Origin of the sequence: Oceanobacillus arenosus, from assembly GCF_003369575.1 — a bacterium.
Classification (GTDB): domain Bacteria; phylum Bacillota; class Bacilli; order Bacillales; family Amphibacillaceae; genus Oceanobacillus; species Oceanobacillus arenosus.
This window is the reverse complement of the sequence record NZ_PIOC01000027.1, coordinates 33,106-59,280: the sequence shown is the minus strand read 5'-3', so window position 1 is coordinate 59,280 and position 26,175 is coordinate 33,106. Positions and strand designations below refer to the sequence as shown.

Below are 26,175 nucleotides of genomic sequence, written 5' to 3'. Positions count from 1 at the left end.
ACCAGTTTGTTCAATAAAGAATCATTCAACCTCGATAACAAAATTATAGGAAGCATCTCCATTAGATACGTTTTCTTCCTGTTAATCCATCCACCATACTCCATAAGAATAGTAGTAAACTCCTTCTTGTAAAGGGGCTGAGAAACGGTTATCTTTAACACTTACTTCAACTTCATCATTTTCACTAATCTGTAATACCTGAACCTGATTCGGTTGCGGTTCATCGTTCATCTCAAGAATTATTTTTTCTCCAGGTTTTACTTTGATTGGTTCTTTTCCTTTTAAAAGTTCTTTTGGTCCAACCGTATCGACACATGTTGATTGACCATTTTTACCCCAGCAATAAGAACCCAATGGCGCTTCATATGATTTATTTCCAACCTCAACCACAGCTTCTGGAGGCTTTTCCCTAACAATTCCATTATTCGAATCTGAATAACCAAAAGGGTAAACCCAACAAATAACAACGGTGAAACTAACCATTTTTTCATTGGTTTTCCTCCACTTCTTTGTAAACACTCTAATTCATATTTAATTCTACTTCTTCAATATCAAATAACACTAAAGACTGCTGCGTTTAAGTACAATCGATCACATTATATATTCATTTTATCATAAAATTCCCCTTTTTCGAAAAAATGGTTATTTAACTTGCGAACTATCTTAAGTCAATAATTGGGTTGATACATGTATGTGACGGTGAATAAACGATATAATAAAGCTACAAGTGTAAAATTTTATTTACAATATCTTATTATTAATATAATATGCATGTTTCATGATAAGATGGGGGTGAGATTTCTTTTTCGCTAGTTGAAGAGAGCATATTATAGGGGGTTTCTTACTTGAGTCAGAGAATACTAATCGTAGATGATGAAAAACCAATTGTTACACTTTTAAATTATAATGTCGAAAAGGCTGGTTTTTCAACAGACATTGCATATGATGGCTTAGAAGCAATCCAAAAAGCGGAGAATAACGAGTATGATTTAATTATTCTCGATTTAATGCTTCCTGAAATGGATGGGATGGAGGTTTGCAAGCATTTGCGGAACAATCGGAATGAGACGCCGATTTTAATGCTTACAGCGAAGGATGATGAGTTTGATAAGGTCCTTGGTCTGGAGCTTGGTGCAGATGATTATTTAACCAAACCATTTAGTCCAAAAGAGGTTGTCGCAAGAATTAAGGCAATCTTACGTAGAACGAAAAAAACGACACAAACGAGTTTTAATAAATTGAAAGTCGGCGATTTAACGATTTTCCCGGAACGATATGAGGCAGAGGTCCATTCCAATGTGATTACGTTCACGAGAAAGGAATTTGAATTGCTGTTTTATTTAGCGAGTAATAAAGGGAAAGTCATTTCGAGAGACCAATTGCTCAGCGGGGTTTGGGATTATGATTTTGTTGGGGATACAAGAATTGTTGACGTACATATTAGCCATTTGCGAGATAAGATTGAGCCAAACTCGAAGAAACCAATCTACATTAAGACCGTTAGAGGGCTTGGCTATAAATTAGAGGATCCTGCCCAATGAACGAGCTGTTTCAGAAGCCGCTGTTCCAATATGTGATTATATTGTTCTTTATTGTGCTCGGAACTGGTGCTGTCCTTTTTCCTTTCATGGATAATTATCTAGTGTTAGCAATCGTTTTAATAATCGAATATATTATTTTTTTAGTGATGCTATCGTACTTTTCAAAGGCGTTTATTAAACCGGTTGAGAAGGCAATCGAGACAATGGAAGAGATTCAGAAGGGGAATTATGATGTAAGATTGCTTAATAATCCAGATACGATGGTTGGGGCGTTAAATACGAAAATTAATGGACTTGCTAGTAACTTGAATCAGCTCACAATGAAGAAGGATTTGCGGCTGGAACAGCTGAATACATTAGTCAATAATACAGAAAGCAGTTTAATTTTAATTGACGAAAGAGGCCATATCCAGCTCATCAATCAGAAGTTTATCGAAATGTTTGGTGGGGAATTGAAGCACTATCAAGACCAGTTATACTACGATATCTTGGATAATGATGCATGTATTAAAGCAGTTCAAAAGGCATTTGTATCAGAAAAGAATATAAAAGAATCATTTACCCATTATATCGGAATTAATCGATTTTATTATGAAATATCGGGTATCCCAATTTTTAATGAACATAATAATTTAAAAGGCGCCGTACTCGTCATCCGAGATATCACCGAGTTAAAAAAGTTAGAATCCATGCGCAAGGACTTTGTCGCGAATGTCTCGCATGAGCTCCGTACTCCGATTACATCGATCAAGGGATTTGCTGAAACCTTACTTGATGGTGGCATGAGCAATGAGGAAACAACAAGAGATTTTCTTCGGATTATTTATAACGAAAGCAACCGAATGCAGCTCTTAATAGAAGATTTACTTACCCTTTCTCGACTTGAAACCGAGAACTTCCGCCTTGTGTTGCATACGGTAAATGTGAAGGATATTACGAAGGATCTCATTCCAACCTTTATGTACCATGCGGAAGCAAAGAAACTCACCCTTCACGTGGACATGGAGGAAAACGTTATATTCAAGGCGGATAAAGAACGTGTGAAGCAAATTTTCATTAATTTACTGGATAATGCGATTAACTATACGCCGGAAAATGGTCAGATTTACTTAAAAGTTGAAAAGAAAGACGAATACGTCCATATTAATGTTTCTGATACAGGAATCGGCATTGATCAGAATAAAATCTCACGAATTTTCGAGCGCTTCTATCGCGTTGACAAGGCAAGAAGTAGAAATACCGGTGGAACAGGGCTTGGTCTCGCGATTGTGAAGCATATTGTCGAGGTTCATGAAGGGAAAATTGAAATCGAAAGTGAAGTAAATAAAGGGACAAGCATGCATGTTTACTTGCCACTTTAATAAATAATAAGAAGCATCCTCTAAATATAAGAGGGTGTTTCTTCTTTAATAGGGGCTATTTTCTAATTTGATTGCTGTTTTTTCAAGTAGTGATATAAACTACGAAATATCAGCTGTGTTGATTGTAGCGAAGGACAGTCGCGAATCATAGGGAAACGCAAATTTATCTTATAGTGGAATGGAAAACTATAGATACTAGCACTAACCCAGCGTAGGAAATACACGGAGACTCCTGCGGGAGGAAAGGCCTAGGTGAGACTACGAAGTGCGGTAGCACAAGGAGGCTCACCAGCCGCCCGCGGAAAGCGAAGTGTATTTCCGGAGCGACTGGCCCCAGAGCAATCGTTAACCTAAATTAAGTCTAGTTTTCTAAAATTTTTCTTTCATTGGAGACAATGATAAAATAGCGTTAAAGATAATTTTTTTGGAGGAATTGAATTTATGACGAATAAATTAGTGTTAATGGACGGAAACAGTTTGATCTATCGCGCATTTTTTGCGTTACCACTTTTAAACAATGATAAGGGGGTATACACGAATGCGGTTTACGGATTTACAACGATGCTGCTCCGCATGCTCGAGGAAGAAAAGCCGACACATATGCTTGTGGCATTTGATGCAGGGAAAACGACATTTCGTCATGCAACCTATAAGGAATATAAAGGCGGCAGGCAGAAGACACCATCGGAACTTTCGGAGCAGTTTCCGATTTTAAAAGAATTGCTTACAGCATTTGGAATTAAGCATTATCAGCTTGAGCAATATGAAGCGGATGATATTATTGGAACCCTTTCAAAGCAGGCAAGGGATAAGGGCTTTGATGTAACGGTAATCTCTGGGGACAAGGATATGCTGCAGCTCGTTGACGAGACTGTAACGGTTAATGTTACAAAAAAAGGAATTAGCGAAGTTGAGAAATATACGCCAAGCTATATGCTGGAAAAAATGGAAATAACGCCAAAGCAAATCATTGATTTAAAAGCATTAATGGGGGACAACTCTGATAATATTCCAGGTGTTCCCGGTGTTGGTGAGAAGACAGCGACCAAGTTATTAAAGCAGTACGAAACAATAGAAGAAGTCTATGCACATCTGGATGAGGTAAGCGGCAAGAAGCTGAAGGAAAATCTTGAAACGTATAAAGCGGATGCATTTATGAGTAAGGAGCTCGTGACGATCAATCGTGAATCACCAATAGATGTAACGATTGATGATGCGAAGTATACGGAATATCAGCCAAGTGAGGTTAGCGGGATTTTTAAAGAGCTGGGCTTCCAGTCGCTACTTAATAAAATGACTGGTGAAGAAAGTGTGGAAGAAGCTACAGTTAGTTTAGATGAAATAGACTATACAATTGTTGAGGAAATTAGCGCCGCTATGTTTACTGGTAAAGAAGCGGTCGTTATTGAGATGCTCGGTGAGAACTACCACCAAGCAGCAATCGAAGGCATCGGGCTTGTTAATGACAATGCAGCTTACTTTATACCGACAGAGCTTGCGATTAAATCGGCTGCATTTAAAGATTGGGCAGAGGACGAGAGCAAGAAGAAATCTGTTTTTGATGCGAAGAAAACCCTCGTAGCTTTACTGCGACATGACATCCATATTAAAGGAATCACATTTGACATGCTGCTTGCATCTTATTTGCTTGATCCATCTGAAAATAACCTAGACATTCCAGCGATATCAAGTCGTATGGGTAAGGCGATGGCAAAATCTGATGAAGAAGTTTATGGTAAAGGTGCGAAGCAGAAGGTTCCGGAAACAGCTGTATTGTCCGAGCATATTGCGAGGAAAGCGAATGCACTCTATGCGATACAACCGGAAATGGAAGCACTCCTTGAAGAAAATGAACAAGCAGATTTATTACTTGATTTGGAAATGCCACTCGCGCTTATTCTAGGTGAAATGGAATCCCAAGGTGTCTTAGTTGATAAAAGTCGACTAGAGGAAATGGGCGTAGATTTGAAGGAAAGATTAGCGAATCTCGAAGCAGAAATCTATGATCTCGCTGGAGAGGAATTTAATTTAAATTCACCAAAACAGCTTGGGCCGATCCTGTTTGAAAAATTAGGGCTGCGGGCTATTAAGAAAACGAAGACAGGATACTCAACTGCTGCAGATGTGCTCGAACAATTGGAAAATGAACATGAAATCATTCCGAAGATTTTAATGTATCGTCAATTAGGAAAGCTGCAATCGACGTATATTGAAGGATTACTAAAGGTAGTGAATAAGGATACAAGTAAAATTCATACACGCTATAACCAGGCATTGACACAAACAGGAAGACTTAGCTCAATTGACCCGAACCTGCAAAATATTCCGATTCGCCTGGAAGAGGGGAGAAAAATCCGTCGTGCATTTGTACCGTCAGAGAAGGATTGGATTATGTTTGCTGCCGATTATTCGCAGATTGAATTACGTGTGCTTGCCCATATCGCGAATGATGAGAAGCTGATTGCGGCATTTAAGAGTGATCTCGACATTCATACGCAAACAGCGATGGAAGTTTTTCATGTAGAAAAAGACGAAGTAACATCAAATATGAGGCGTCAAGCAAAGGCCGTTAACTTTGGAATCGTTTATGGAATTAGTGATTATGGCCTTTCACAAAACCTAGGCATCCCAAGAAAAGAAGCGAAAAGCTTTATTGATCGCTATTTTGACATCTATCCTGGTGTGAAGCAATATATGGAAGATATTGTTCAAGAAGCGAAACAACATGGCTATGTGAAAACAATTATGAATCGCCGTCGCTATCTGCCAGAAATTACGAGCAGAAACTTTAACTTAAGAAGCTTTGCAGAACGAACGGCAATGAACACGCCGATTCAAGGTAGTGCAGCAGATATACTTAAAAAAGCAATGCTCGATTTGGATGAAAAATTAAAAGAAGAGAAGCTGCAAGCACGAATGCTGCTTCAAGTACATGATGAATTGATTTTAGAAGCACCGAAAGAAGAAATCGAGAAATTAAAAGAAATAGTCCCAGCGATGATGGAGAACACCGTTGAATTAATCGTTCCACTCAAGGTCGATTATGCTTACGGTGACAGCTGGTTTGATGCGAAATAAGGGGAATGAAGTATGCCTGAATTACCAGAAGTAGAAACAATCAAGAATACATTGAAACCATTCGTAATCGGTAAAACGATTGAGAATATCACCGTTAACTGGTCAAAAATTATTAAAGAACCAGATGATTTGGAAGTATTTAAAGAGCAATTAATTGGCGAAACTATCCAGGATATGACAAGAAGGGGGAAATTTCTCCTCTTTCATCTTGATCATTACGTCCTTGTATCGCATTTACGGATGGAAGGAAAATATAGTGTAAATCCTGCAGATGATCCAATGAAGAAGCATACACATGTCGTTTTTTCCTTCACGAATGGAGAAGAACTAAGATATAACGATGTGCGGAAATTTGGAACGATGCATGTTTTCCCTAAGGGAGAGGAAATGCTGCATAATCCATTAAAGAAATTAGGTCCAGAGCCATTTGATGCGGCATTTACATTTGATTATTTTTCAAAAAAGCTCAGGAAAACGGAGAGAGTCATTAAGCTCGTGCTGCTCGATCAAACGATTGTTACGGGTCTTGGCAATATTTACGTTGATGAAACTTTATTTAAAGCAGGGGTCCATCCATTAAAGCAAGCCAATCAATTATCAGACGATGAAATCAAAAGGATTCAAGCAGCAGCAGTTGAAACGTTAAGCGATGCGGTCAAGCAAGGTGGAACAACCATCCGCTCCTATGTGAATGGAAACGGGGAGATGGGAATGTTCCAGCAAGAGCTATTTGTTTATGGACAAGAAGGGACCGCATGTAAGCATTGTGGTGACGAAATTGTTAAATCAAAGGTAGGCGGACGTGGGACCCATATTTGTCCGACATGTCAAAAAAGATAAGGGGTGGATGTTATGGCGCTCGTAATCGGTCTAACAGGTAGCATTGCCAGTGGGAAAAGTACTGTCTCCTTCATGTTCAATGACTTTCAGATTCCAGTGATTGATGCCGATAAAATATCAAGGGATGTCGTAGAGCCTGGCGAAGCGGCATATGAAAGAATTGTAGCAGCATTTGGCGAAGCAATTGTAAGAGAAGATAAAACATTGGACAGAAAAAAACTAGGTTCAATCATTTTTGCTGAGGAAGAAAAGCGACTGGCATTAAATCACATCGTCCATCCGGAAGTTAGAAAACAGATGATGAAACAGCGAGATGCGCTAATTGCTGCAGGCGTTCGCTGTGTCGTCCTCGATATTCCTTTATTATTCGAAAGCAAATTGACAGCATTAGTTGATAAAACAATCGTTGTGTATGTCGATGAAGCAGTACAATTGCAGCGATTAATGGAGAGAGACGGCTTTACGGAACAAGCAGCAAAGCAACGAATCGCTTCCCAGCTACCAGTAAAGGAAAAAGCAAAGCTTGCAGACGCGGTGATCAATAATAATGGCAGTAAACAAGAATCGTATGAACAGCTGGAACAGATATTAAGTGATTGGCAAGTAGGCAAGTAGTCTAAAAGAATGACCACATATCCGATTCAATTTTATCATTAACTAGCAAAAAGGCTCAGTAATTTTTACTGAGCCTTTTAGGTCTGTGTAATTACTTAAAGAACGATTTCCTTACCGATAATATTTATCGAACGGACATTAGATAGATCTAAAGGTAAAGGAGAGAGGAATTTAACAGTGGTCCCTCCATTTTCACTAAAGCTAGTCATTGAATCAAGTGTTTGAACACTTCCATCCTTCATTTTGACACTTACTTCAATATTGGTTTAACGTATTTATTCATTATTCGCTCTCCTCCTATTAAGAATGAATTCATTGAGTGAAGCAATGTGCTGACCTTTATACTTCCTCTTAAATAAGCACTAACTAAAAGCATAACCTACAAGTATAGCTAGTATAATGATTAAGGTTGCTGAAAAAATATCATTTAGATTTCTATATTTACTTACATATACGATTCGTTTAGAGAAAAGCTTCAATTTTTCCCGAATTAACTGGCTGTAAGACCCCCGCTTCAAGAATAGTAAGTGTGGGATCAACAGCCAGTAAAATCCCGATACTGTTCAATTAATGAAGTTTCACTTTATAATAGTAAATCAAAAAGAGCCAATTTTTGTACAAAAATATTAAAACGAGTAACATAATCATTTAAATATGTTATACTAATTACGATAAAATAGTTTTAAGTATAACATATTAGGGGGATTCAATCGGAATGGTGAAGACACGTGTTGCTATTAATGGTTTTGGCAGAATCGGCAGAATGGTTTTTCGTCAAGCAATGAGCGATCAGCAATTAGAAGTAGTTGCAATTAATGCAAGCTATCCACCAGAGACTCTCGCACATTTAATTAAATATGACAGTATTCATGGCATTTATAACAAAGATGTGAAGGCGTTGCAAAATGGTCTTGAAATCGAAGGTCAATTCGTTGAAATCGTCAGTTCTCGTGAACCGAGCTTACTGCCATGGAAACGCCTTAATATCGATGTAGTGATTGAAGCGACAGGGAAATTTACGACGAGGGAAAGTGCTGGACTACATATTGGGGCAGGGGCAAAGAAAGTAGTCATTACAGCACCTGGAAAAGAAGTGGATAATACAATTGTAATGGGCGTAAACGAGGATACGTACGATCCGGCAACAGACAATGTCGTCTCCAATGCATCTTGTACAACGAATTGCTTAGCACCAGTAGTGAAAGTGCTTGATGAACGTTTTTCCATTATTAATGGATTGATGACAACCGTGCACGCCTTCACAAACGATCAGAAAAATTTAGATAACCCACATGAGGATTTACGTCGAGCACGTAGCTGTACACAGTCCATTATTCCAACTTCAACGGGGGCAGCGAAAGCATTGGGAGAGGTTTTGCCCCATTTAAATGGCAAACTGCATGGTCTATCATTACGGGTGCCAACGCCAAATGTTTCCTTAGTCGACCTTGTTGTTGATGTGGAATCTTCTGTGACAGTGGGAGAAGTAAATGAAGCATTTAAACAAGCGGCGAGCAGGGAATTGCAAGGAATTATTCATTTTAGTGATGAACCACTTGTTTCAATCGATTATACGACGACAGAGTATTCTGCAACGATTGATGGGCTCTCAACAATCGTTATGGAAGGGAATAAAATAAAAGTACTAGCCTGGTATGATAATGAGTGGGGCTATTCTAGACGTGTACTTGATTTAGCAAGCTACATTGGGACTTTCATTACAGAAAAAGAAACGGCAACAATCGCATAATGGAAAGCCACCTATTTTACTAGGTGGCTTTTGAACTTTTTAGTAATTATGATATAAAACGTTGGTGCGGCTGTTTGCTAGAAATTGCCAAATGTCGCTAAATGGGGACTTCTAAAATTGAATTTTAATATACTGATAGAGGAATTGGACGAAATATGTTAAACTATTAGTTACGATAAAGATACTCATAAGTTTTAAAAAAAATATTAATGAGGTGTGGCGATTGTCTATCCGCAATACATTATCCAAATATTTTAGTAATCACGCTGAAACAAAAGAAGATCATTGGGATACATCACTACAAACACGTTATTATAAAACAACAAAAGATAAAGCATTAAAAAAAATTGAAGAACTTATTGCTAATTCCGATAGTTTTAAAGTAAACTCTATCTCAGAAGAGCATGGGGAAATAGGAATCGTTGCGACAAAAGGGAGAAAAGTGTTTATTGTGTTAACAGTAATCATGGTACGGCCATTTCGAACAGCAGTCGATTTTTCTGTAACTACAGAGTCGATGATTCCGATAGATTTTGGCTATAGTACAAAATTAATCAAACAATTATATGTGTTAATCGATAAAGAATTACCATTAATTACCGAAGCAAAAGCAAAACGATTGTTAACATGAACGGGGTTGAACGTAATGAAATGTCCCAATTGCAATAATAAAAATACGAAGGTATTTGACTCTCGCCCGACAGATGAAGGCAGATCGATTCGTCGGCGGAGAGAGTGTGAAGAATGTGGGTTCCGTTTTACTACATTTGAACGGATGGAACAAGCCCCATTAATTATCGTGAAGAAAGACGGCACAAGACAGGAATTTGCCAGAGAAAAATTGGTTCGTGGACTCATTCGGGCATGTGAGAAACGTCCAGTTCCACTAGAAACAATCGAAGGGATTGCATCTGATGTCGAGAAGGAGTTACGAAATTCTGGATCATCTGAGGTTGCAAGTGATCATGTCGGGGAAATGGTAATGGAGCGACTGTCAAAGGTCGATGAAGTTGCCTATGTTCGCTTTGCCTCCGTATATCGCCAGTTCAAGGATATTACGGTGTTTTTGGAAGAGCTAAAAGGATTAGCTGGAACCGATAAGGATTAGAAAACTTAGGTTTAACCCAAGCCTTTAGGTGACGGCCTTAGTTGCACTTATGTAGTGAGAAAGGTTTTATACTTATCTACCTACAAATAAAAACGATTGATAATGAAAAAGGGTGAGGTTATTTGAAATATTTAGGAAAAGTGTTACCAGTTGATGGGTATTATGTCATCTTACAAGAATGCTTACCAATCGATTATACAAAATCATTGGCACATCTCTATCAACCGTTAATTGGTGTACATGCAGTCACATTATATCTAACCTTGTTACATGAAATGGAGCTGCAATCCGATTCTTCTCCTCAAACCCATCACACATTAATGAATTATTTGAATATCCCATTAGATGAAATATACAAAGCAAGATTGAAGCTAGAAGGCATCGGTCTCTTAACTACCTTTAAAAAGCAAAAAGAAGATGCAACGGTTTTTACGTATGAGTTACTAAGTCCATTTGCACCGAGCAACTTTTTCGAGGATGCGATGCTTTCCCAGTTGCTTCTGCATCAAATTGGCGACACGAAATTTCATGCATTAAAACGTCATTATCATAAAATTGCACCGGGTGATTTGGGTGAGAATATCACGGTCGCATTTGGTGATGTTTTCCAAACCTTTACACCGTCAATTGAAGAGGCTAAGCCGAAGGAAAATACCAATCAGGCACCAACGCGTAACGATGCCACAATCGATTTTTCATGGATTGTGCAAATGCTAAAGCAGCGGTTCATTCCGGTAGGCAAGGTATTAACACAAGAAAATCGGAAGCTGATTTCACAAATGGTAATGTTATATGATTTGGACAGTAATGAGGTTGAAAAGTCTGTTTTATGGGCATTAACGGAAGAAAATTTACTTGATACCGAGGAATTTAAAACTGCATGCCATGATTTATTTAAATCGAAGCATTATGAAGTACCAATCCATTTAACGACAAAGCGCATTGAACCGAAACAGCAGGTGACGGAACCGCAGACGAAGGAAGAAATGTTAATCCATGAATTAGAATCCATTTCACCGAAGCAATTATTAGAGGATCTGTCAGGTGGTAACCGAGCATCGGAGCAAGATTTAAAGGCAATTCGTGAAGTGATGGTCTCACAAGGTTTGCCAGCGCCTGTGATGAATGTGCTCGTACACTATGTTTTATTACAATCGAATATGAAGCTATCGAAGGCGTATTTAGAGAAAATTGCCAGCCACTGGTCACGTGCCAATATTAAAACGGCAAAAGAAGCGATGGAATTTGCGAAATCGGAGCAAAATAAATTCCAGAAGAGTGCCAAGCAAAAGACAAGCTACAATTATAAGACGCTATCGAAAGAGATTGTTCCCGATTGGTTTAAAGAGCGCAACAATGCGAAGCAGAAGAAAGTGGTACAGCAAGCTTCACAAACTGTTATCGATTTAGAAAAAGAAAAAGCAGAACTGCAAGCACTACTCAGTGGAAAAGCTATGTCCAATAAAAATAGATCTCAAGGATGATTGCTATGGAACCAATCCAATCAACATTAAAGAAATGGATGAAAGAGAATAAGAATTTTCAAGAAAACTATGTCAATATAAGAAATGATGTACTTCATGATCCGGAGATTCGTGAGTTTTTATCGATTCATCCTGAATTAACGAAACAAGAAATAAATAAAAGCTTAATTAAGTTATATGAATATAAAACCCAGTCGAAGCAATGTAATCATTGTGCAGGATTTGCGGAATGTAAAAACATGCTTCCTGGCTATTCGCCGATATTACATGTCGAGAATAATGAACTCCACCTATCCTATGAAAAATGCCATAGTCGGTTAATGTATGAAAAAGAGCGTGATCAAGAAAAGCTCATTCAAAGTGTCCATGTACCGAAAGAAATTTTGCAAGCATCGATTAATGATTTGCACAATGATCAAGAACGAAATGATGCTGTTGCGGCTGCATTTCGGTTTATTCGCGAAGCAAGTAAAGAACTGCCGAGAAAAGGGATTTATTTTCACGGGCCATTTGGAGTGGGAAAAACGTATTTCCTAGGTGCAATTGCTAATGAATTAAAGAAAATAAATATTTCATCGATGATTATTTACATGCCAGAATTTGTTCGAGAAATTAAAGGGTCATTCAAAGATGATTCTGTAAATGAGAAAATCGACCGCTTTAAGAATGCGGATATTTTAATGCTGGATGATATTGGTGCGGAAGTACAGTCTGCATGGTTTCGTGATGAAATACTTGGTTCGATTCTGCAGTATCGGATGATGGAACGGCTCCCTGTTTTCTTTACGTCGAATTATGATCTCGAACAGCTTCAGGGACAGCTAGCAACCACGAAAAATGGCATCGAAACAGTAAAAGCAGGTCGGATTATCGAACGGATTAAACAAGTGAGTGAACCTGTTGCAGTATTTGGTGCAAACAGGCGGAAATAGGGAGAAGCCTTACGATCTAATAGGGCTTTTTCCTATTTTTAATGGCTGCAATTTGACGCTTTTGAAAATGTATCTATTTTGTTGAGAAGTCTTGGTGTAGTATTTTTCACATAATCATGTAGGAGCATTTCTACCAATACTAAGAAACAATAAGAATGTCACCTACTAAATTGAAATTTTCACTAGATTCGCATATTAATCATTTTTTCACTACTTTGTCCATATAATGTAACAGTTTGGTGTGGATGAGGGTGAAACGAATGTTAACGGTATACATTGAATCTGAGCAAGAAGTTATCAGTTTTTGTGAGCAATTATTTCGTCATACAAAAAATATAGAAATTAACTGGAAAACGAATGAAGAATGGGGGAATGAAATCCAATTTGAAATGGTACATGCTGGATTGTTGGACATGATTGCTAAATCAATGGCAGACGTATTCATCATCCACCGATTGGGAACGATGATAAAGCAAATCATTGAGGACATTTATTATTATTCGAATCCCGATGAAATTGAACGGATTCATGACCTGACGGCGTGGATTTATGCGGGAGGTGATGGCGACAGTCTCCAGCTGAGAAATAGTAGAGCAGATCGCACGAAGGACCCGAGTCACTTTTTAACCACCATATTCATTGCCTGTATGGAAGAAACAGCAGTTATTCATTATGAATCGATTATCAAGTTCCGCCTTAAAGCGTTTAAGGATGAACTGATTCATTATGTTGGAATTGCCATTGATGAATTTAAACGAGAAGAAGATCATCAAAGCTTTATTAACACGCTCCGTGAATATATTGCCAAGAAGGAAGCATTACTACCCGTTATTCATATTATTCAAGGGAATAACTTTACATTTTATAACGAAAGTGGAAAGCCGTTTACAAATATAGAATTACGTATGTTGATGCAAAAAGAACCCCTTTATATTGTCGGATTGGATGAAAATGAAATGAATCTAGCTCCATTAGTAGCAATGACCCCAAGAAAAATCAAAATATATGGTGATGATCCATCTGAGCCAAAGACCTTAACCGTGATTAATGTGTTTCAGGAGAAAGTTGAGTTTCAAGCACTACGCCATTTTCCCTTTACCTATTATTTAAATAATGATCAAAAATAAGATTCTTTTCGTATGGTGTGCTGATTTTATTTAAAGTGCGAACTAACTTAGGATGATATTTTGCTACCTGATCCACCGCTCCAAAAATACACTTCGCTTTCCGCGGGGAGCTGGTGAGCCTCTTTGTGCTATCGCACTTCAGAGTCTCACCTAGGCTCTTCTTCCCGCAGGAGTCTTCGTGTATTTTTTCCGCTGGGGGTAGTGCAGAATCTAACGTCAAAAGAATGACAAAACCACGGACTATCGACGTCGATTGTAGCAAAATACTGGAGACCCTCGTACGAATAGTAACTGCTGGCAAAATCTAAAATTACAATTGTCACTAGTTCGCTCTTTACATCAACTACTCATCACTAAAAACAACAATCTATTAGAAATAGCCAAAAATAAAGTTGCATTCTGAAAAAATTAGCGCTATAATTCCAATATAGTAATCGAAACTTATGAAAAGTAATGATGAGGACATGATTCGTTGTCATTCATACATTTAAGAGAGGGAAGTCATTTGGCTGCAAGCTTCCTAATGTATCGACAAGTAATTACCACCTCTGAACTCTACTATGGAAATAATAGTAATTAGTAGCGTCTTATCTGCGTTAAAGATTAATGAAGCCGTGAGAATTTTCACGGGAATTAGGGTGGAACCACGAAGCATACAAGCGCTCGTCCCTTTGCATTTAACCGATGCAAAGGAACGAGCGCTTTTTGAATTTAATTTTTGAAGGGAGTAATAAATATGGCAGCAGAAATTAACATTACATTTCCAGATGGAGCAGTAAAGGAGTACCCAGCTGGAACTACTGGAGAAGATATTGCAGGTTCGATTTCTTCTGGATTGAAGAAACAGGCATTAGCAATCAAGCTAGACGGAGAGTTAGTAGATTTACGTCGTGAATTAGACCATGGTGGTGCGGTTGAAATCATTACGTACAAAAATCAAGAGGGCATTGAAGTGATGCGTCACTCTGCAGCACATTTATTGGCGCAAGCAGTGAAACGCCTTTACAAAGATGTGAAGTTCGGTGTTGGTCCAGTAATTGAAGAAGGATTCTACTATGACATGGATCTTGAGCAATCCATCACACCGGAAGATCTTCCACTAATAGAAAAAGAAATGAAACGCATTATTGATGAAAACTTAGAGATCAAACGTATCGAAGTTACTCGTGCAGAAGCAATCGAGCGATTCCAAGCAATTGGCGATGATTTGAAACTCGAATTGATTGAAGCGATTCCTGAAGATGAACAGGTAACCATTTATGAGCAGGGAGAATATTTTGACCTTTGCCGCGGAATCCATGTTCCATCAACAAGTAAAATTAAAGCATTCAAATTATTATCCATCTCTGGTGCATATTGGCGCGGGGATAGCAATAATAAACAGCTGCAACGAATTTACGGAACAGCATTTGAAAAACAAGCAGAACTTGATGAGCACCTACGTATCCTAGAAGAAAGAAAAGAACGGGATCATCGTAAGCTCGGAAAAGAGTTAGAAATCTTTACCATTTCTCAACAAGTTGGCCAAGGTTTACCGTTATGGTTACCAAAGGGTGCAACCATTCGTCGCAATATTGAGCGCTATATCGTCGATTTAGAAGAACGCCTAGGCTATGACCATGTATATACACCAGTACTAGGAAGTGTGGAGTTATACAAAACGAGCGGACATTGGGAACACTATAAAGATGATATGTTCCCGCCGATGGAAATGGATAATGAGGAATTGGTGCTTCGTCCAATGAACTGTCCACATCATATGATGGTCTTTAAAAACAAATTATGGAGCTACCGTCAATTACCAGTACGCATTGCAGAACTTGGCATGCAGCATCGCCATGAAATGAGTGGTGCCTTAGCAGGATTGCAACGTGTTCGTGCGATGACATTGAATGATGCGCATATCTTTGCAAGGCCAGATCAATTAAAAGAAGAATTTGTTCGTGTAGTTGAATTGGTGCAAAAAGTATATAAAGACTTCGGGATTAAGGATTATTACTTCCGCCTTTCATATCGTGACCCAGAAGATAAAGAGAAATATATCGACAACGATGAAATGTGGGAATTAGCACAAACAACATTAAAACAAACAATGGAAGAAATGAATCTAGATTACGTGGAAGCGGAAGGCGAAGCAGCATTCTATGGTCCTAAACTAGATGTTCAAGTGAAAACAGCGCTAGGAAAGGATGAAACACTTTCTACTGTACAGCTTGACTATCAAGCAGCAGAACGCTTTGACTTATCGTATATTGGCGAAGACGGCAAAGAGCATCGTCCAGTTATTATCCACCGTGGTGTTGTGTCAACAATGGAACGCTTTGTTGCCTTCTTAATAGAAGAGTACAAAGGAGCATTCCCAACATGGCTTGCACCAACACAAGTGAAAGTAATTCCTGTTTCACCGCAAGTGCATCTTGATTATGCAAAAGAAGTGGTAGATAAATTACGACTACAAGGCATCAGGGTGGAAATGGATGAACGCGACGAGAAAATCGGCTATAAGATTCGCGAAGCACAAACACAAAAAATTCCATTTGCACTCGTTCTAGGTGATAAGGAAATTGAAGACAACGCAGTAAACGTACGCCGCTACGGAGAACAAAAATCAGAAACATACAGTTACACTGACTTTGAAGCATTAATTAAAAATGAAGTAGCAGAGAAAACATTAAGAAAATAATTACGGAATAAATGTATTGTTAAATGATATAAACGTTTGATTAAAAATCCTGTTAAATGCAGGATTTTTTTCTTATTCTGGGTCTGGGCCTTTTGAATAAAATAAGAATGAATGAAACCTTTCCAATATTGAATCGTAACTATTAGAGTGGATACTGATCATCCAAATGCCATTTATCTTACATAAATTTCCAATAGGGAGGGGTAAAACATGGAGCGTAAATCCTTAATCGAAAAGTTCGATAAACAAGCAAATAAATATAACAAACGCAGGAAAAACGATCATGCTTATAAGTATCGAAATCAAGTTTTTCAAGAAGTAGAAGGCAAGGTTTTAGAGGTTGGTGTTGGTTCAGGCCTTAATTTTGCATTCTACAATAAAGACGTTGAATTGACAGGGGTGGATTTCAGTCAAGAAATGCTGAAAATAGCACAGAATGCCGCAAAAGAATATCCTTTTAAAGCTACATTTATACAAGAAGATGTTGAGTCTGTTAAATTTAACGAAAACACTTTCGATACGATCATATCTTCTGCAACTTTATGCGCCTATCAAAACCCTATCATAGTCCTAGATAACTTTCAAAAATGGTGTAAGCCAGAAGGAAAAATACTTATGATGGAGCATGGAATCAGTACTAACAGACGATTAGCGTGGCTACAAAGAAAATTGGATCCGCTAGCATTAAAAATTGTAGGGTGCCATCAGGACAGAAATATAAGTGAAATTGTAAAAAAGTCTAATCTAAATCTTATTAGGGAAGAGCGTTACATGGCAGGTTATTTATATTTGATTTGGGCTAAACCATAAACACATATACTTGGACAATTCTTCTAATGATGCTATAATGAATGCAACAGGTAAAGTTTTTCCAAATCGATAGTTGACAATACGAAATGTAGATGCTATACTTGTAAAGTTGAAAATTAAATGATCTGAGACAAGAAGAAGCACCCGCTTCTCACCTGATTGACGCACAGATTGTGTAGTTGACTGGTTCCGAACTCTTTTTTAATAGAACTTTGGAGACGTGTGGGTGCAATTGTACCGACACTTTTTTAATGATAAAAATTCGCTTGTCAATGAAAGATCAGAACATAAACTATTTGGAGGTGGCTGGCAATTAGCAAAGATATGAATAATGTCAATGAGAAGATTCGTGCTAGAGAGGTACGTTTAATCGATTCAAACGGTGATCAACTTGGGGTTAAAACACGTCAAGAAGCATTAGAAATCGCGCAAACCAGAAATCTGGATTTGGTGATGGTTGCACCAGGTGCGAAACCACCAGTTTGTCGTATCATGGACTTTGGGAAACATCGCTTTGAGCTACAAAAGAAAGAAAAAGAAGCTCGTAAGAATCAAAAAATAATCAATATTAAAGAAGTTCGCTTTACTCCAGGAATAGGTGAGCATGATTTTGAAACAAAATTAAAGAATGCTAAGAAATTCCTTGAAAAAGGCGATAAAGTAAAAGCTGCAGTTCGTTTCCGTGGACGTGCAATTACACATAAATCACTTGGCCAAGAGGTACTAGACCGTTTAGCTGAAGAGCTTAAAGATGTAGCAACAGTTGAAGCTAGACCGAAAATGGAAGGTCGTAATATGTTTATTATGCTTAATCCAATTAACGAAAAGTAAGCAGTTTAATGGGTTTAAAGTAGCAAATTCCTTGTGAAATATGTTGCTTTGGACGAACAAGACGAGGAGGAAATATTCATGCCAAAAATGAAAACTCATAGAGGTTCAGCAAAACGTTTTAAAAGAACTGGTTCTGGAAAATTAAAGAGATCACATGCATACACAAGTCATATGTTTGCAAACAAATCACAAAAACAAAAACGTAAACTTCGTAAAGGTGCTATCGTATCACCTGGAGATTTCAAACGCATCAAAACAATGTTACCTAAATAAATAAAAATTAGATCGTAAATGTACTAGGAGGGAATTATTATGCCACGTGTAAAAGGTGGAACAGTAACACGCAGACGTCGTAAACGCGTCCTTAAATTAGCAAAAGGTTATTATGGTTCGAAAAGAACGTTATTTAAAGTAGCAAAACAACAAGTAATGAAATCAGGTCAATATGCTTATCGTGACCGTAGACAAAAGAAACGTGATTTCCGTAAATTATGGATCACACGTATCAATGCAGCTGCACGTCTAAATGAACTTTCATACAGCAAATTAATGCATGGTTTAAAAGTAGCAGGAATCGATATCAACCGTAAAATGTTGTCAGATCTTGCAATCAATGATGAACAAGCATTTGCTCAATTAGCTACGAAAGCAAAAGACGCTTTAAAATAAATGCATATAGGGTCAAATCCATCATTCGATTGGATTTGACCCTTTTTACATAAAAGGAGTTATAAATGATGGATCCGATGAAACAACTACTGGCTTATATTTTGCTCGTGAATGTAATTGAATTTTTTCTAATGCGGGTGGATAAGCAAAAGGCAATCAGAGGGCAATACCGAATTCCTGAGCGAACGTTTTGGCTGCTGGCAATTCTTGGAGGGGCAATCGGTGCATATGCCGGAATGAAAACATTTCGCCATAAGACGAAGCATCGCACGTTTATGATTGGCATGCCCATTCTGATTATTATTAATCTCGCTTTATTCAGCTACTTTATTACGATTACAGATTAAATAGCGATACTTGAAAGTCTCCTGAATTTCATTTTTGTCATAAAGGCTCGTCTCTTGTCATATACATGTATTAGAAAACTTGGATGTCACCAAGCCTTTCCGTGACATCCTTAGTTGCACTTATGTAGTAAGAAATATTAAATACTTTCTTAACTACCAAGGAAAGATTAGAAATGGATGAGAGAAGGGGGAGAGTCATGGAGCTTTTCGGAAATTATATAATGGCAGTCATTGAGACAGGTGGTTATTTGGCACCGTTCTTATTCATCTTGATTCATTTGCTTCGGCCATTATTATTTCTTCCGGTCGTATTTATCTGTATTTCTGGTGGAATATTGTTTGGGCCGGTTTATGGATCTATTTATTCTTTAATTGGAATGACGCTATCATGCCTATTTTTTTATCAGTTAGCCCAATGGAATCCGAAATCGTTTGAAAGGCTAATCAATATCAAACAGAAAATCCTTGGCAAGTACACGAAACTTACCGTTTCACAGGTTTCACTATTACGGCTTATTCCATTTATCCATTTTCATTTATTATCATTATGTTTAATTGAAATCTCGGAAAATGGCAGAGCATATACCAAATTATCGATATTATCGAATATCCCTTTAGCGGTCATTTATACTTGTATCGGTGGCTGGCTCTCACATTTAACTCCTCTAACCATCTTCATTTTTCTAGCTGCTTTGTTATTGCTCATTTATATTTTACGAAGAAAAGAGCTCACCATCAAATGGCATGAATTTTTCCAGGTAATAAACTAAGGCTGTTTGATTAAACTTAGTTGCTTTTAGGCAGTTTTTTCAGAAAGGAAAACGCTAATTTGGTAAATTCATTTACCCATCCGCGTTTTCCTTTCTGAAAATGTCACGCGTATGCGTGACAAGGCAAGCATCCGCTTGCCTAACTGCCCAAAAGCAAAGAGCAACAATCTTTGAGAGAAGAGTCTAAACTAATAAACGTTCACTCATCTGGCGAATCCTAGATGAGTGAACGTTTTAGTGTAGCTTCGTGATTAATAATTGATTGATCGGGTGCTTCCATTCAATTTTTGCGTAAGGATAGTGGTTGAGGATTTCGTTTTCTAGAAAATAAATGTCATCACGAGTGAATCCTTCTAATTCAAGAGGTTCCTTCACACTTACATGAATGTCGATGACTTTAAATGAATCCTCGGTCGCACCTAAATATTTCTCACCGATAAACAGACAGCCTTTATAAACGAAATAAAGATTCTTCTTGCTATTATTAGCATCATCCAAAAAATAGAATTCATTTGCTTCTTTTGCTGCTTTTAACTTTCGATGTGGATTACGGAGGTATTTCATTCCTGAATATAGGATCATCAAGATTGATATAAGAATTAACAGTCTAAACAGTAGGACAACCATCATTGTAAACCGTCTCCTCATTCATTTTACCTTTAATACGTATATGCTCTCCAGTAAGTTTCACTTTTCTGCAAAAATCATGGTACAATAATGAAACATATAGAAAATAGCCTAAAATAATTAATGAAAACGGGGAATTGAAATGGAATACAATTTAAAAATTAAGCTTATACATAATGAAGCAAGACTACCGTATAGGGCAAATCCGGGTGATGCTGGATTGGATTTATTTTCGGTTGAGGAGAAGGTAATCAAGTCTGGGGAATCCGCGTTAATCGCAACCGGTATCCAAATGGAATTGCCCACAGGAACAGAAGCACAGGTTAGACCTAGAAGTGGACTGGCTTTAAAGCATTCGATTACGGTTCTTAATAGCCCGGGGACGATTGATGAAGGTTATCGGGGTGAAATCAACGTAATTTTAATTAACCATGGAAAAGAAGATTTCAAAGTGGAAAAACAGATGCGAATTGCGCAAATGGTAATTGCTCCGGTATTAAAAGTTAACCTTGTGCAGACAGAGGAATTATCTGACACAATTAGAGATAAAGGTGGGTTTGGTTCCTCTGGAGATTAAAACGCTTCAGAACGAAAAGATTAAGGAAAGACAAAATAAAAGCGATTTACTCCCATTCGCGCTATAATAGGATTTGTACCATAAGGAGGTAATACATATTGACAAAATTAGATGAAACATTAACAATGCTGAAGGATCTAACCGATGCAAAAGGAATTCCTGGAAACGAAAAAGAAGTACGAGATGTTTTCGAGAAATATATTACGCCATATGCAGATGAAATGACAACCGACAACCTTGGTAGCTCGATTGCGAAGAAGGTTGGTAATGAAGCAGGACCGAAAATCATGATTGCGGGGCATTTAGATGAAGTGGGCTTTATGGTAACGCGGATTGATGACAAAGGATTTATTTATTTCCAAACGGTTGGCGGCTGGTGGAATCAAGTGATGCTTGCACAGCGCGTAACGATTATGGGAAGCAAGGGCGATGTAACTGGTGTGATTGGCTCGAAACCACCACATGTATTATCAGCAGAAGCACGTAAAAAACCATACGAAATTAAAGACATGTTCATTGATATCGGTGCATCTAGTAAAGTAGAGGCGGAATCATTTGGAGTGAAACCGGGAGACTCAATTGTACCTTATTTTGAATTTACACCGTTAAAAAATGAAAAATTACTTCTTGCAAAAGCATGGGATAACCGAATTGGTCTAGCAATTGCAATTGAAGTATTAAAACAATTGAAAGATGTAGACCATCCAAATGTTGTGTATGGTGTTGGTGATATACAGGAAGAAGTTGGTCTTCGTGGTGCAAAAACAGCTGCACATAAAATCCAACCTGACATTGGCTTTGGTGTCGATGTAGGAATTGCGGGGGATACACCGGGCATTGCAGCACATGAAGCAGACAGCAAGCTCGGTAAGGGACCACAAATCGTTTTATATGATGCATCCATGGTTTCACATAAGGGACTTCGAGATTTAGTCGTTCAAACCGCTGAAGAGCATAACATTCCATATCAATTTGCAACGATAGCTGGTGGAGGAACAGACTCAGGGTCAATCCATCTCGTTGGTAATGGTGTACCATCACTTTCAATCACAATAGCAACGCGTTATATTCATTCACATGCAGGCATTCTGCACCGCGATGATTTCGAAAACGCAGTAAATTTAATTGTGGAAGTGATTAAGAAACTAGACGCTGAAACCGTGAAGGAATTAATTTTAGCATAGTATCTTTTATGAAAGGAAGTCTTAGTAGAATGCTGAGACTTCCTTTTTATAATAGGAGAGAAAAGAGAAATCCTTAAGCAAGATAAGCAAAAAACACTAGCATCTTTCGCCAGTGTTAACTGTTAAGCCAAATATGTATTCATTACTTTCTTCACATAATTCTGCGTTTCATTGAATGGTGGAATTCCTTGATATTTATCGACGTTTCCTGGTCCGGCATTATATGCTGCTAATGCAAGCTCAAGGTTACCATTATACTTATGGAGCATTTGACTCAAGTATTTCGTGCCGCCTTCAATATTTTGACTTGCGTCGAAGGAATTTAACACACCTAAGCTCCGCGCTGTTGCTGGCATTAATTGCATTAGCCCTTGTGCACCAGCATTACTGCTAGCATAAGCATTATAATTCGATTCGGTTTTTATAACCGCATGAATCAGCTTTTCATCAATCCCATAATTTTCAGCTACCTGCGTAATTGTCGAATTAAAGTCGGTACTGGGTACGGGATAATTCGCTGCAGCTTGTCCGGCATAAGATTGTAATGGATAAATAACAGGTATGGTTGTCGGATTATGATAATGATTGTTCGTATTTGACATCATAATAGCTGTATTTATTTTATCTTGCAGTAACTGTTTAAAGCCCACATCTACCATGTTCATGTCCGTTGTGGAAGAAGCGGAAGTGGATGTCATCGCTGAAAGTGCTTGATATTGAATCATTTGCTGTAAATCTCTTATTTCCATTAACACGTTTCCTCCTTCATACTCTAACTCTATTTTAAGGTTGATGCGCAAATATAGCAATACTAAAATGTAAGAATCTCTTTACCAGAATCGATTAAGATTTCTTTATAAAACGGATCATCACCGATACAAATGATTCGATCACAAAGATGGATGATTTCATCCATATCATGTGACGTATACAGAATCATTTTCTCCTCTGAGGATGCAAGTTTCCGTAAATAAACGCCAATTTCCTTACGTGATTTTAAATCAATGCCAACGGTTGGTTCATCAAGTAGCAGGAGAGTCGGATCATGGATAAGGCTAATTGCCAAATTTAATTTCCGCTTCATGCCACCGGACAGCATCTTCACAGGTTCCTTCCATTTATCAAGCGCCATGTCCAAACATAATTGCCTTAATGCTTCAATCCCACGCTTTTTCCATGCTAATTTTTCGAAAAAAATCATATTTTCCTCTACAGTAAATTCCTCCCAGATTGCAATATCCTGGGGGACATAGCCAATCGACTTCCTGATAGATGGTTTCTCTTTCTGATAGGACTTTTCCTGTAAGTGTATGGAGCCGCTTGTTGGCTTTTGCAATGTAGCTAAAATATTTAATAAAGTTGATTTGCCTGCACCATTTTCGCCAACGAGTCCAATAATTTCACCAGGGCCGACGGAAAAAGAAATGTGATCAAGCACTTTTTTCTTCCCATAAGCCTTCGATAGGGATGTTACCTTAAGCATTAGATTTTCCTCCTTTAACGTACCAAATAGCAATAATGACGAAACAAACGATATGCCATGGACTTATGAATTCCATTTCTAAGAAGGGCTGGACTGGATTGAACAATGCAACCCATGGGAAACGGTTTGTTACCCCGTCAATTGGAATAATTGCTCCGCTGATCACCGCAGTAATTAACGCTAGTAAAAAAGCTGTACTATAGTATAAGTAAACATTCTGGAATAAGCATGTGAAAATAAAGGCCCCCATATTAATCAACATACGAAATGCCAGTATCGCACCAATTAGCGACAAGGAGATAGACTCCGAAAGAAATGTATGGAAGACGACCACAGCAATCAGGTCAAAGATGAAAAATAACAAAGTATACAAGCAGACATTTAGCAATAGATAATGTTGATATGTATAACGAATAAAAGCAAATCTCGGCAATATTTCGGCTCGCTTTTCCTTAACCCCCCAGTCAAATAGAAGGAGGGTGGATAGAATACTAAATAATGCCCATAATCCCCATGTATTCCAGAGACTTACTGTATTTTCATTCTCCATTCCTACTGTATTCGCAAAAGTGAAGGTAGTACGGAGAAGATCTTCCTCCTGTTGTATTTCAATTGTTTTCGCAACAATTTCATCCCATGTCCATTGTTCTGTTGTATGATTGCTTAAATTAATGACAGTATGGGCCGCTTTTGAATGCCCAGTATCCTGTTGAACGAGCGAGATAATCATTTGACTAACTGGTGCATAGGCAAATGAGAGGTTCGAGAGATAACTCGTAATCAATCGATTCCGCCGGCCATTTTCCACATCCTGCCCATACCCCTCGCCAATCACAAAAGCACTATCTAATTCATGGCTTTCGACCAATCGCCGTGCTTCCGCTTCTGTTACATCAATGACACGAATAAGTTGTGTTGCACGAATCGATTCATAGAGTGCATTCGCAATTTCGCTGTCATCTCCTGTGACGATGCCAACTGGTATTTTGCTATCTTGCTGGATGAGACTTGTACCGTAAACAATTGCTAGTGTCGCGAGTATTGGCAGTAGCAGCCAGAATAATAAAGAAATAATCTGCTTTTTCCAGTGGATTAGTCTCGTATATAAAATCGCCATCATGACCGAACACGCTCCTTCCACATAGAAATCCCAAGTAAAATGAAATATCCCGCGAGCATCGTTAATAGCAGTGGGATAAAGTCTGCATACATTCGCCCGTTCAGAATAATATCTGAAATCCAAGAAAAGGCCTGGTAGGAAAAGCTATAGCCTATAAACTCCTGTAGTTGTAATGGTAAATAAATCGCAGGAAGGATCGCACCACTACAGGCTAGAATTGCTAAAGTAAATAATAATTGGATGAACAGGCTCACTTTTGGAGCTGAGATGATCGTTTCTATGATTGCCATACCGATTAAAAATGCGATGCAATATAATAATAAAAGACCAATGATTCTGACATAATCCTCTAAAATTAATTCAAAGGAAAGAAATAGCTGAAGCCAAATAAAGGTAATCGCCGCAAAAAAAACAGCAGTAATCAGTGTCACAAAACCTTTCGCAAGGATTTGCTGCAGCTCAGTAACCCCATATAGCTTCATCCGTTGTTTCATTCTTAATGGCGATTCATTGCTGAGAAAACGATAAATGGTGAGCAGCCAAATGGTTAAAACGATAAACCATGCTGCAAGGCTAAAATAATGAATCGGTGACGATGTCGCGATGTTTGTCAGTTCTTTTTCATTCAATATTTGATTACTGCCAAGCGTATAGAAAACGAATTCCTTAAACTGTTCAAACACGAGTTCATTCCTAGTATCATCGTCCATACCTAATTGTTTGGCATATTCATTAATCGTGAGGATATTTGCCTGTGAGCTGCGAATATGCCTTGTCACACTTTTAATAATTTCTTGAATTAAAAAGCTATCAATCTTCCGGTTTGGATTGCCAACTATCGGCAATTGAACAGACTCACCAGTGTACAGGCTGTCAGTAAATCCTTCGGGAAAGACGAGATAGGAACTAATGGCATCATTCTCGATTGCTATTTTTGCTTGAATTTCTGTCATACTATGTAATTGAATAAATGTACTTATTGCAGATGATTCTTCCATTAAGCTTGTGACTAGTTTTGTTTCATCGGACTTGTCTAAGTCGACGAGGCCAATTCGAATCGGATCATTTTCTTCTGGTAAAACGATTGTAATCACAAGGGCAGCAATTATCCCAACTAATAATAATGGGAAAATGAAAAGAAGAGGAAGTGGGAGCCACTTCCTCTTTAGCTGCATAAAATTGCTTTTCGTAAATAATTGAATGTGTTTGATACGATTCATGCAGTACACTTCCATTTC

The 26,175-nt window shown here is 38.1% G+C and carries 26 protein-coding genes and 2 other annotated features; of the genes, 20 read left to right on the top strand and 6 right to left on the bottom strand.

The features are described from left to right. Positions 1-81: 81 nt before the first annotated feature. On the bottom strand, positions 82-483 hold the full coding sequence (locus CWR48_RS16915) for a hypothetical protein (RefSeq protein WP_245976846.1): 402 nt from the start codon (positions 481-483) through the stop codon (positions 82-84). A 362-nt stretch (positions 484-845) separates the two neighbouring features. Here CWR48_RS16915 and CWR48_RS16910 point away from each other — a divergent pair, with 362 nt between their 5' ends. The 18 genes from CWR48_RS16910 to CWR48_RS16820 all read left to right on the top strand — a co-directional run bounded on the left by CWR48_RS16910 (position 846) and on the right by CWR48_RS16820 (position 19,946). Then, positions 846-1,541 (top strand): response regulator transcription factor, encoded by a 696-nt coding sequence (locus CWR48_RS16910; RefSeq protein ID WP_115774504.1) that lies wholly within the window; start codon positions 846-848, stop codon positions 1,539-1,541. After that, complete coding sequence (pnpS, locus tag CWR48_RS16905; RefSeq protein ID WP_115774503.1) at positions 1,538-2,902, top strand: two-component system histidine kinase PnpS; 1,365 nt, start codon at positions 1,538-1,540, stop codon at positions 2,900-2,902. Before CWR48_RS16910 ends, pnpS begins: the two co-directional genes overlap by 4 nt. A 441-nt stretch (positions 2,903-3,343) precedes the next feature. Continuing rightward, positions 3,344-5,980: a DNA polymerase I gene (gene polA, locus CWR48_RS16900; protein WP_115774502.1), complete on the top strand. Its 2,637-nt coding sequence runs from the start codon at positions 3,344-3,346 to the stop codon at positions 5,978-5,980. A gap of 12 nt (positions 5,981-5,992) precedes the next feature. Continuing rightward, a complete protein-coding gene (mutM, locus tag CWR48_RS16895; RefSeq protein ID WP_115774501.1) occupies positions 5,993-6,820 on the top strand; it encodes a DNA-formamidopyrimidine glycosylase in 828 nt (275 codons plus the stop codon). 12 nt (positions 6,821-6,832) lie between these two features. Further along, positions 6,833-7,435, top strand: a complete 603-nt coding sequence (gene coaE / locus CWR48_RS16890) for a dephospho-CoA kinase (protein ID WP_115774500.1) — start codon at positions 6,833-6,835, stop codon at positions 7,433-7,435. A gap of 715 nt (positions 7,436-8,150) precedes the next feature. Further along, positions 8,151-9,185 carry a glyceraldehyde-3-phosphate dehydrogenase gene (locus tag CWR48_RS16885; RefSeq protein WP_115774499.1) on the top strand — a complete coding sequence of 345 codons (1,035 nt, stop codon included), beginning with the start codon at positions 8,151-8,153 and terminating at the stop codon, positions 9,183-9,185. A gap of 214 nt (positions 9,186-9,399) precedes the next feature. After that, positions 9,400-9,816 carry a cytosolic protein gene (locus CWR48_RS16880; RefSeq protein WP_342772474.1) on the top strand — a complete coding sequence of 139 codons (417 nt, stop codon included), beginning with the start codon at positions 9,400-9,402 and terminating at the stop codon, positions 9,814-9,816. A 15-nt stretch (positions 9,817-9,831) separates the two neighbouring features. Continuing rightward, a complete protein-coding gene (gene nrdR / locus CWR48_RS16875; RefSeq protein ID WP_115774497.1) occupies positions 9,832-10,293 on the top strand; it encodes a transcriptional regulator NrdR in 462 nt (153 codons plus the stop codon). Between the two features lie 122 nt (positions 10,294-10,415). Beyond that, positions 10,416-11,777, top strand: a complete 1,362-nt coding sequence (locus tag CWR48_RS16870) for a replication initiation and membrane attachment family protein (protein ID WP_115774496.1) — start codon at positions 10,416-10,418, stop codon at positions 11,775-11,777. 5 nt (positions 11,778-11,782) lie between these two features. Beyond that, complete coding sequence (gene dnaI, locus CWR48_RS16865; RefSeq protein ID WP_115774495.1) at positions 11,783-12,709, top strand: primosomal protein DnaI; 927 nt, start codon at positions 11,783-11,785, stop codon at positions 12,707-12,709. Positions 12,710-12,969: 260 nt separating this feature from the next. After that, positions 12,970-13,836 carry a sporulation protein YtxC gene (ytxC, locus tag CWR48_RS16860; protein WP_115774494.1) on the top strand — a complete coding sequence of 289 codons (867 nt, stop codon included), beginning with the start codon at positions 12,970-12,972 and terminating at the stop codon, positions 13,834-13,836. A 444-nt stretch (positions 13,837-14,280) separates the two neighbouring features. Next, positions 14,281-14,510: a binding site (T-box leader), on the top strand. Positions 14,511-14,572: 62 nt separating this feature from the next. Further along, positions 14,573-16,519: a threonine--tRNA ligase gene (gene thrS / locus CWR48_RS16850; protein WP_115774492.1), complete on the top strand. Its 1,947-nt coding sequence runs from the start codon at positions 14,573-14,575 to the stop codon at positions 16,517-16,519. A 210-nt stretch (positions 16,520-16,729) separates the two neighbouring features. After that, positions 16,730-17,329 carry a class I SAM-dependent methyltransferase gene (locus tag CWR48_RS16845; protein ID WP_115774491.1) on the top strand — a complete coding sequence of 200 codons (600 nt, stop codon included), beginning with the start codon at positions 16,730-16,732 and terminating at the stop codon, positions 17,327-17,329. Positions 17,330-17,455: 126 nt separating this feature from the next. Then, positions 17,456-17,585, top strand: a sequence feature (ribosomal protein L20 leader region). A 68-nt stretch (positions 17,586-17,653) separates the two neighbouring features. Continuing rightward, a complete protein-coding gene (gene infC, locus CWR48_RS16840) occupies positions 17,654-18,160 on the top strand; it encodes a translation initiation factor IF-3 (protein ID WP_115774490.1) in 507 nt (168 codons plus the stop codon). Positions 18,161-18,238: 78 nt separating this feature from the next. After that, entirely contained in the window at positions 18,239-18,433 is a 195-nt protein-coding gene (rpmI, locus tag CWR48_RS16835; protein WP_115748062.1) for a 50S ribosomal protein L35, read from the top strand. A gap of 39 nt (positions 18,434-18,472) precedes the next feature. Next, complete coding sequence (gene rplT, locus CWR48_RS16830; protein ID WP_114916939.1) at positions 18,473-18,829, top strand: 50S ribosomal protein L20; 357 nt, start codon at positions 18,473-18,475, stop codon at positions 18,827-18,829. Positions 18,830-18,894: 65 nt separating this feature from the next. Then, positions 18,895-19,176, top strand: coding sequence for a DUF1294 domain-containing protein (locus CWR48_RS16825; RefSeq protein ID WP_425453911.1), 282 nt, complete (start codon positions 18,895-18,897; stop codon positions 19,174-19,176). 197 nt (positions 19,177-19,373) lie between these two features. Then, positions 19,374-19,946: a TVP38/TMEM64 family protein gene (locus CWR48_RS16820; protein WP_115774489.1), complete on the top strand. Its 573-nt coding sequence runs from the start codon at positions 19,374-19,376 to the stop codon at positions 19,944-19,946. A gap of 234 nt (positions 19,947-20,180) precedes the next feature. Here the strand turns inward: CWR48_RS16820 and CWR48_RS16815 are convergent, their stop codons facing one another. After that, the gene (locus CWR48_RS16815) at positions 20,181-20,576 is read right to left on the bottom strand and encodes a sigma-w pathway protein ysdB (RefSeq protein WP_342772473.1); all 396 of its coding nucleotides are present in this window, start codon (positions 20,574-20,576) and stop codon (positions 20,181-20,183) included. Positions 20,577-20,715: 139 nt separating this feature from the next. Between CWR48_RS16815 and dut the strand changes: the two genes are divergently transcribed. Together dut and CWR48_RS16805 are read left to right on the top strand one after the other, a co-directional pair. Next, positions 20,716-21,150 (top strand): dUTP diphosphatase, encoded by a 435-nt coding sequence (dut, locus tag CWR48_RS16810; protein ID WP_115774488.1) that lies wholly within the window; start codon positions 20,716-20,718, stop codon positions 21,148-21,150. A 98-nt stretch (positions 21,151-21,248) separates the two neighbouring features. After that, a complete protein-coding gene (locus CWR48_RS16805; protein ID WP_115774487.1) occupies positions 21,249-22,334 on the top strand; it encodes a M42 family metallopeptidase in 1,086 nt (361 codons plus the stop codon). A 122-nt stretch (positions 22,335-22,456) separates the two neighbouring features. On the opposite strand, the gene CWR48_RS16800 is transcribed toward CWR48_RS16805, so the two are convergent. The 4 genes from CWR48_RS16800 to CWR48_RS16785 all read right to left on the bottom strand — a co-directional run bounded on the left by CWR48_RS16800 (position 22,457) and on the right by CWR48_RS16785 (position 26,157). Continuing rightward, complete coding sequence (locus CWR48_RS16800; protein WP_115774486.1) at positions 22,457-23,083, bottom strand: lytic transglycosylase domain-containing protein; 627 nt, start codon at positions 23,081-23,083, stop codon at positions 22,457-22,459. A 62-nt stretch (positions 23,084-23,145) separates the two neighbouring features. Next, positions 23,146-23,817: an ABC transporter ATP-binding protein gene (locus tag CWR48_RS16795; protein ID WP_115774485.1), complete on the bottom strand. Its 672-nt coding sequence runs from the start codon at positions 23,815-23,817 to the stop codon at positions 23,146-23,148. Continuing rightward, a complete protein-coding gene (locus CWR48_RS16790; protein ID WP_115774484.1) occupies positions 23,810-24,937 on the bottom strand; it encodes an ABC transporter permease in 1,128 nt (375 codons plus the stop codon). Before CWR48_RS16790 ends, CWR48_RS16795 begins: the two co-directional genes overlap by 8 nt. Continuing rightward, on the bottom strand, positions 24,934-26,157 hold the full coding sequence (locus CWR48_RS16785) for an ABC transporter permease (RefSeq protein ID WP_115774483.1): 1,224 nt from the start codon (positions 26,155-26,157) through the stop codon (positions 24,934-24,936). The genes CWR48_RS16790 and CWR48_RS16785 overlap by 4 nt, the downstream gene beginning before the upstream one ends. Positions 26,158-26,175: the final 18 nt, after the last annotated feature.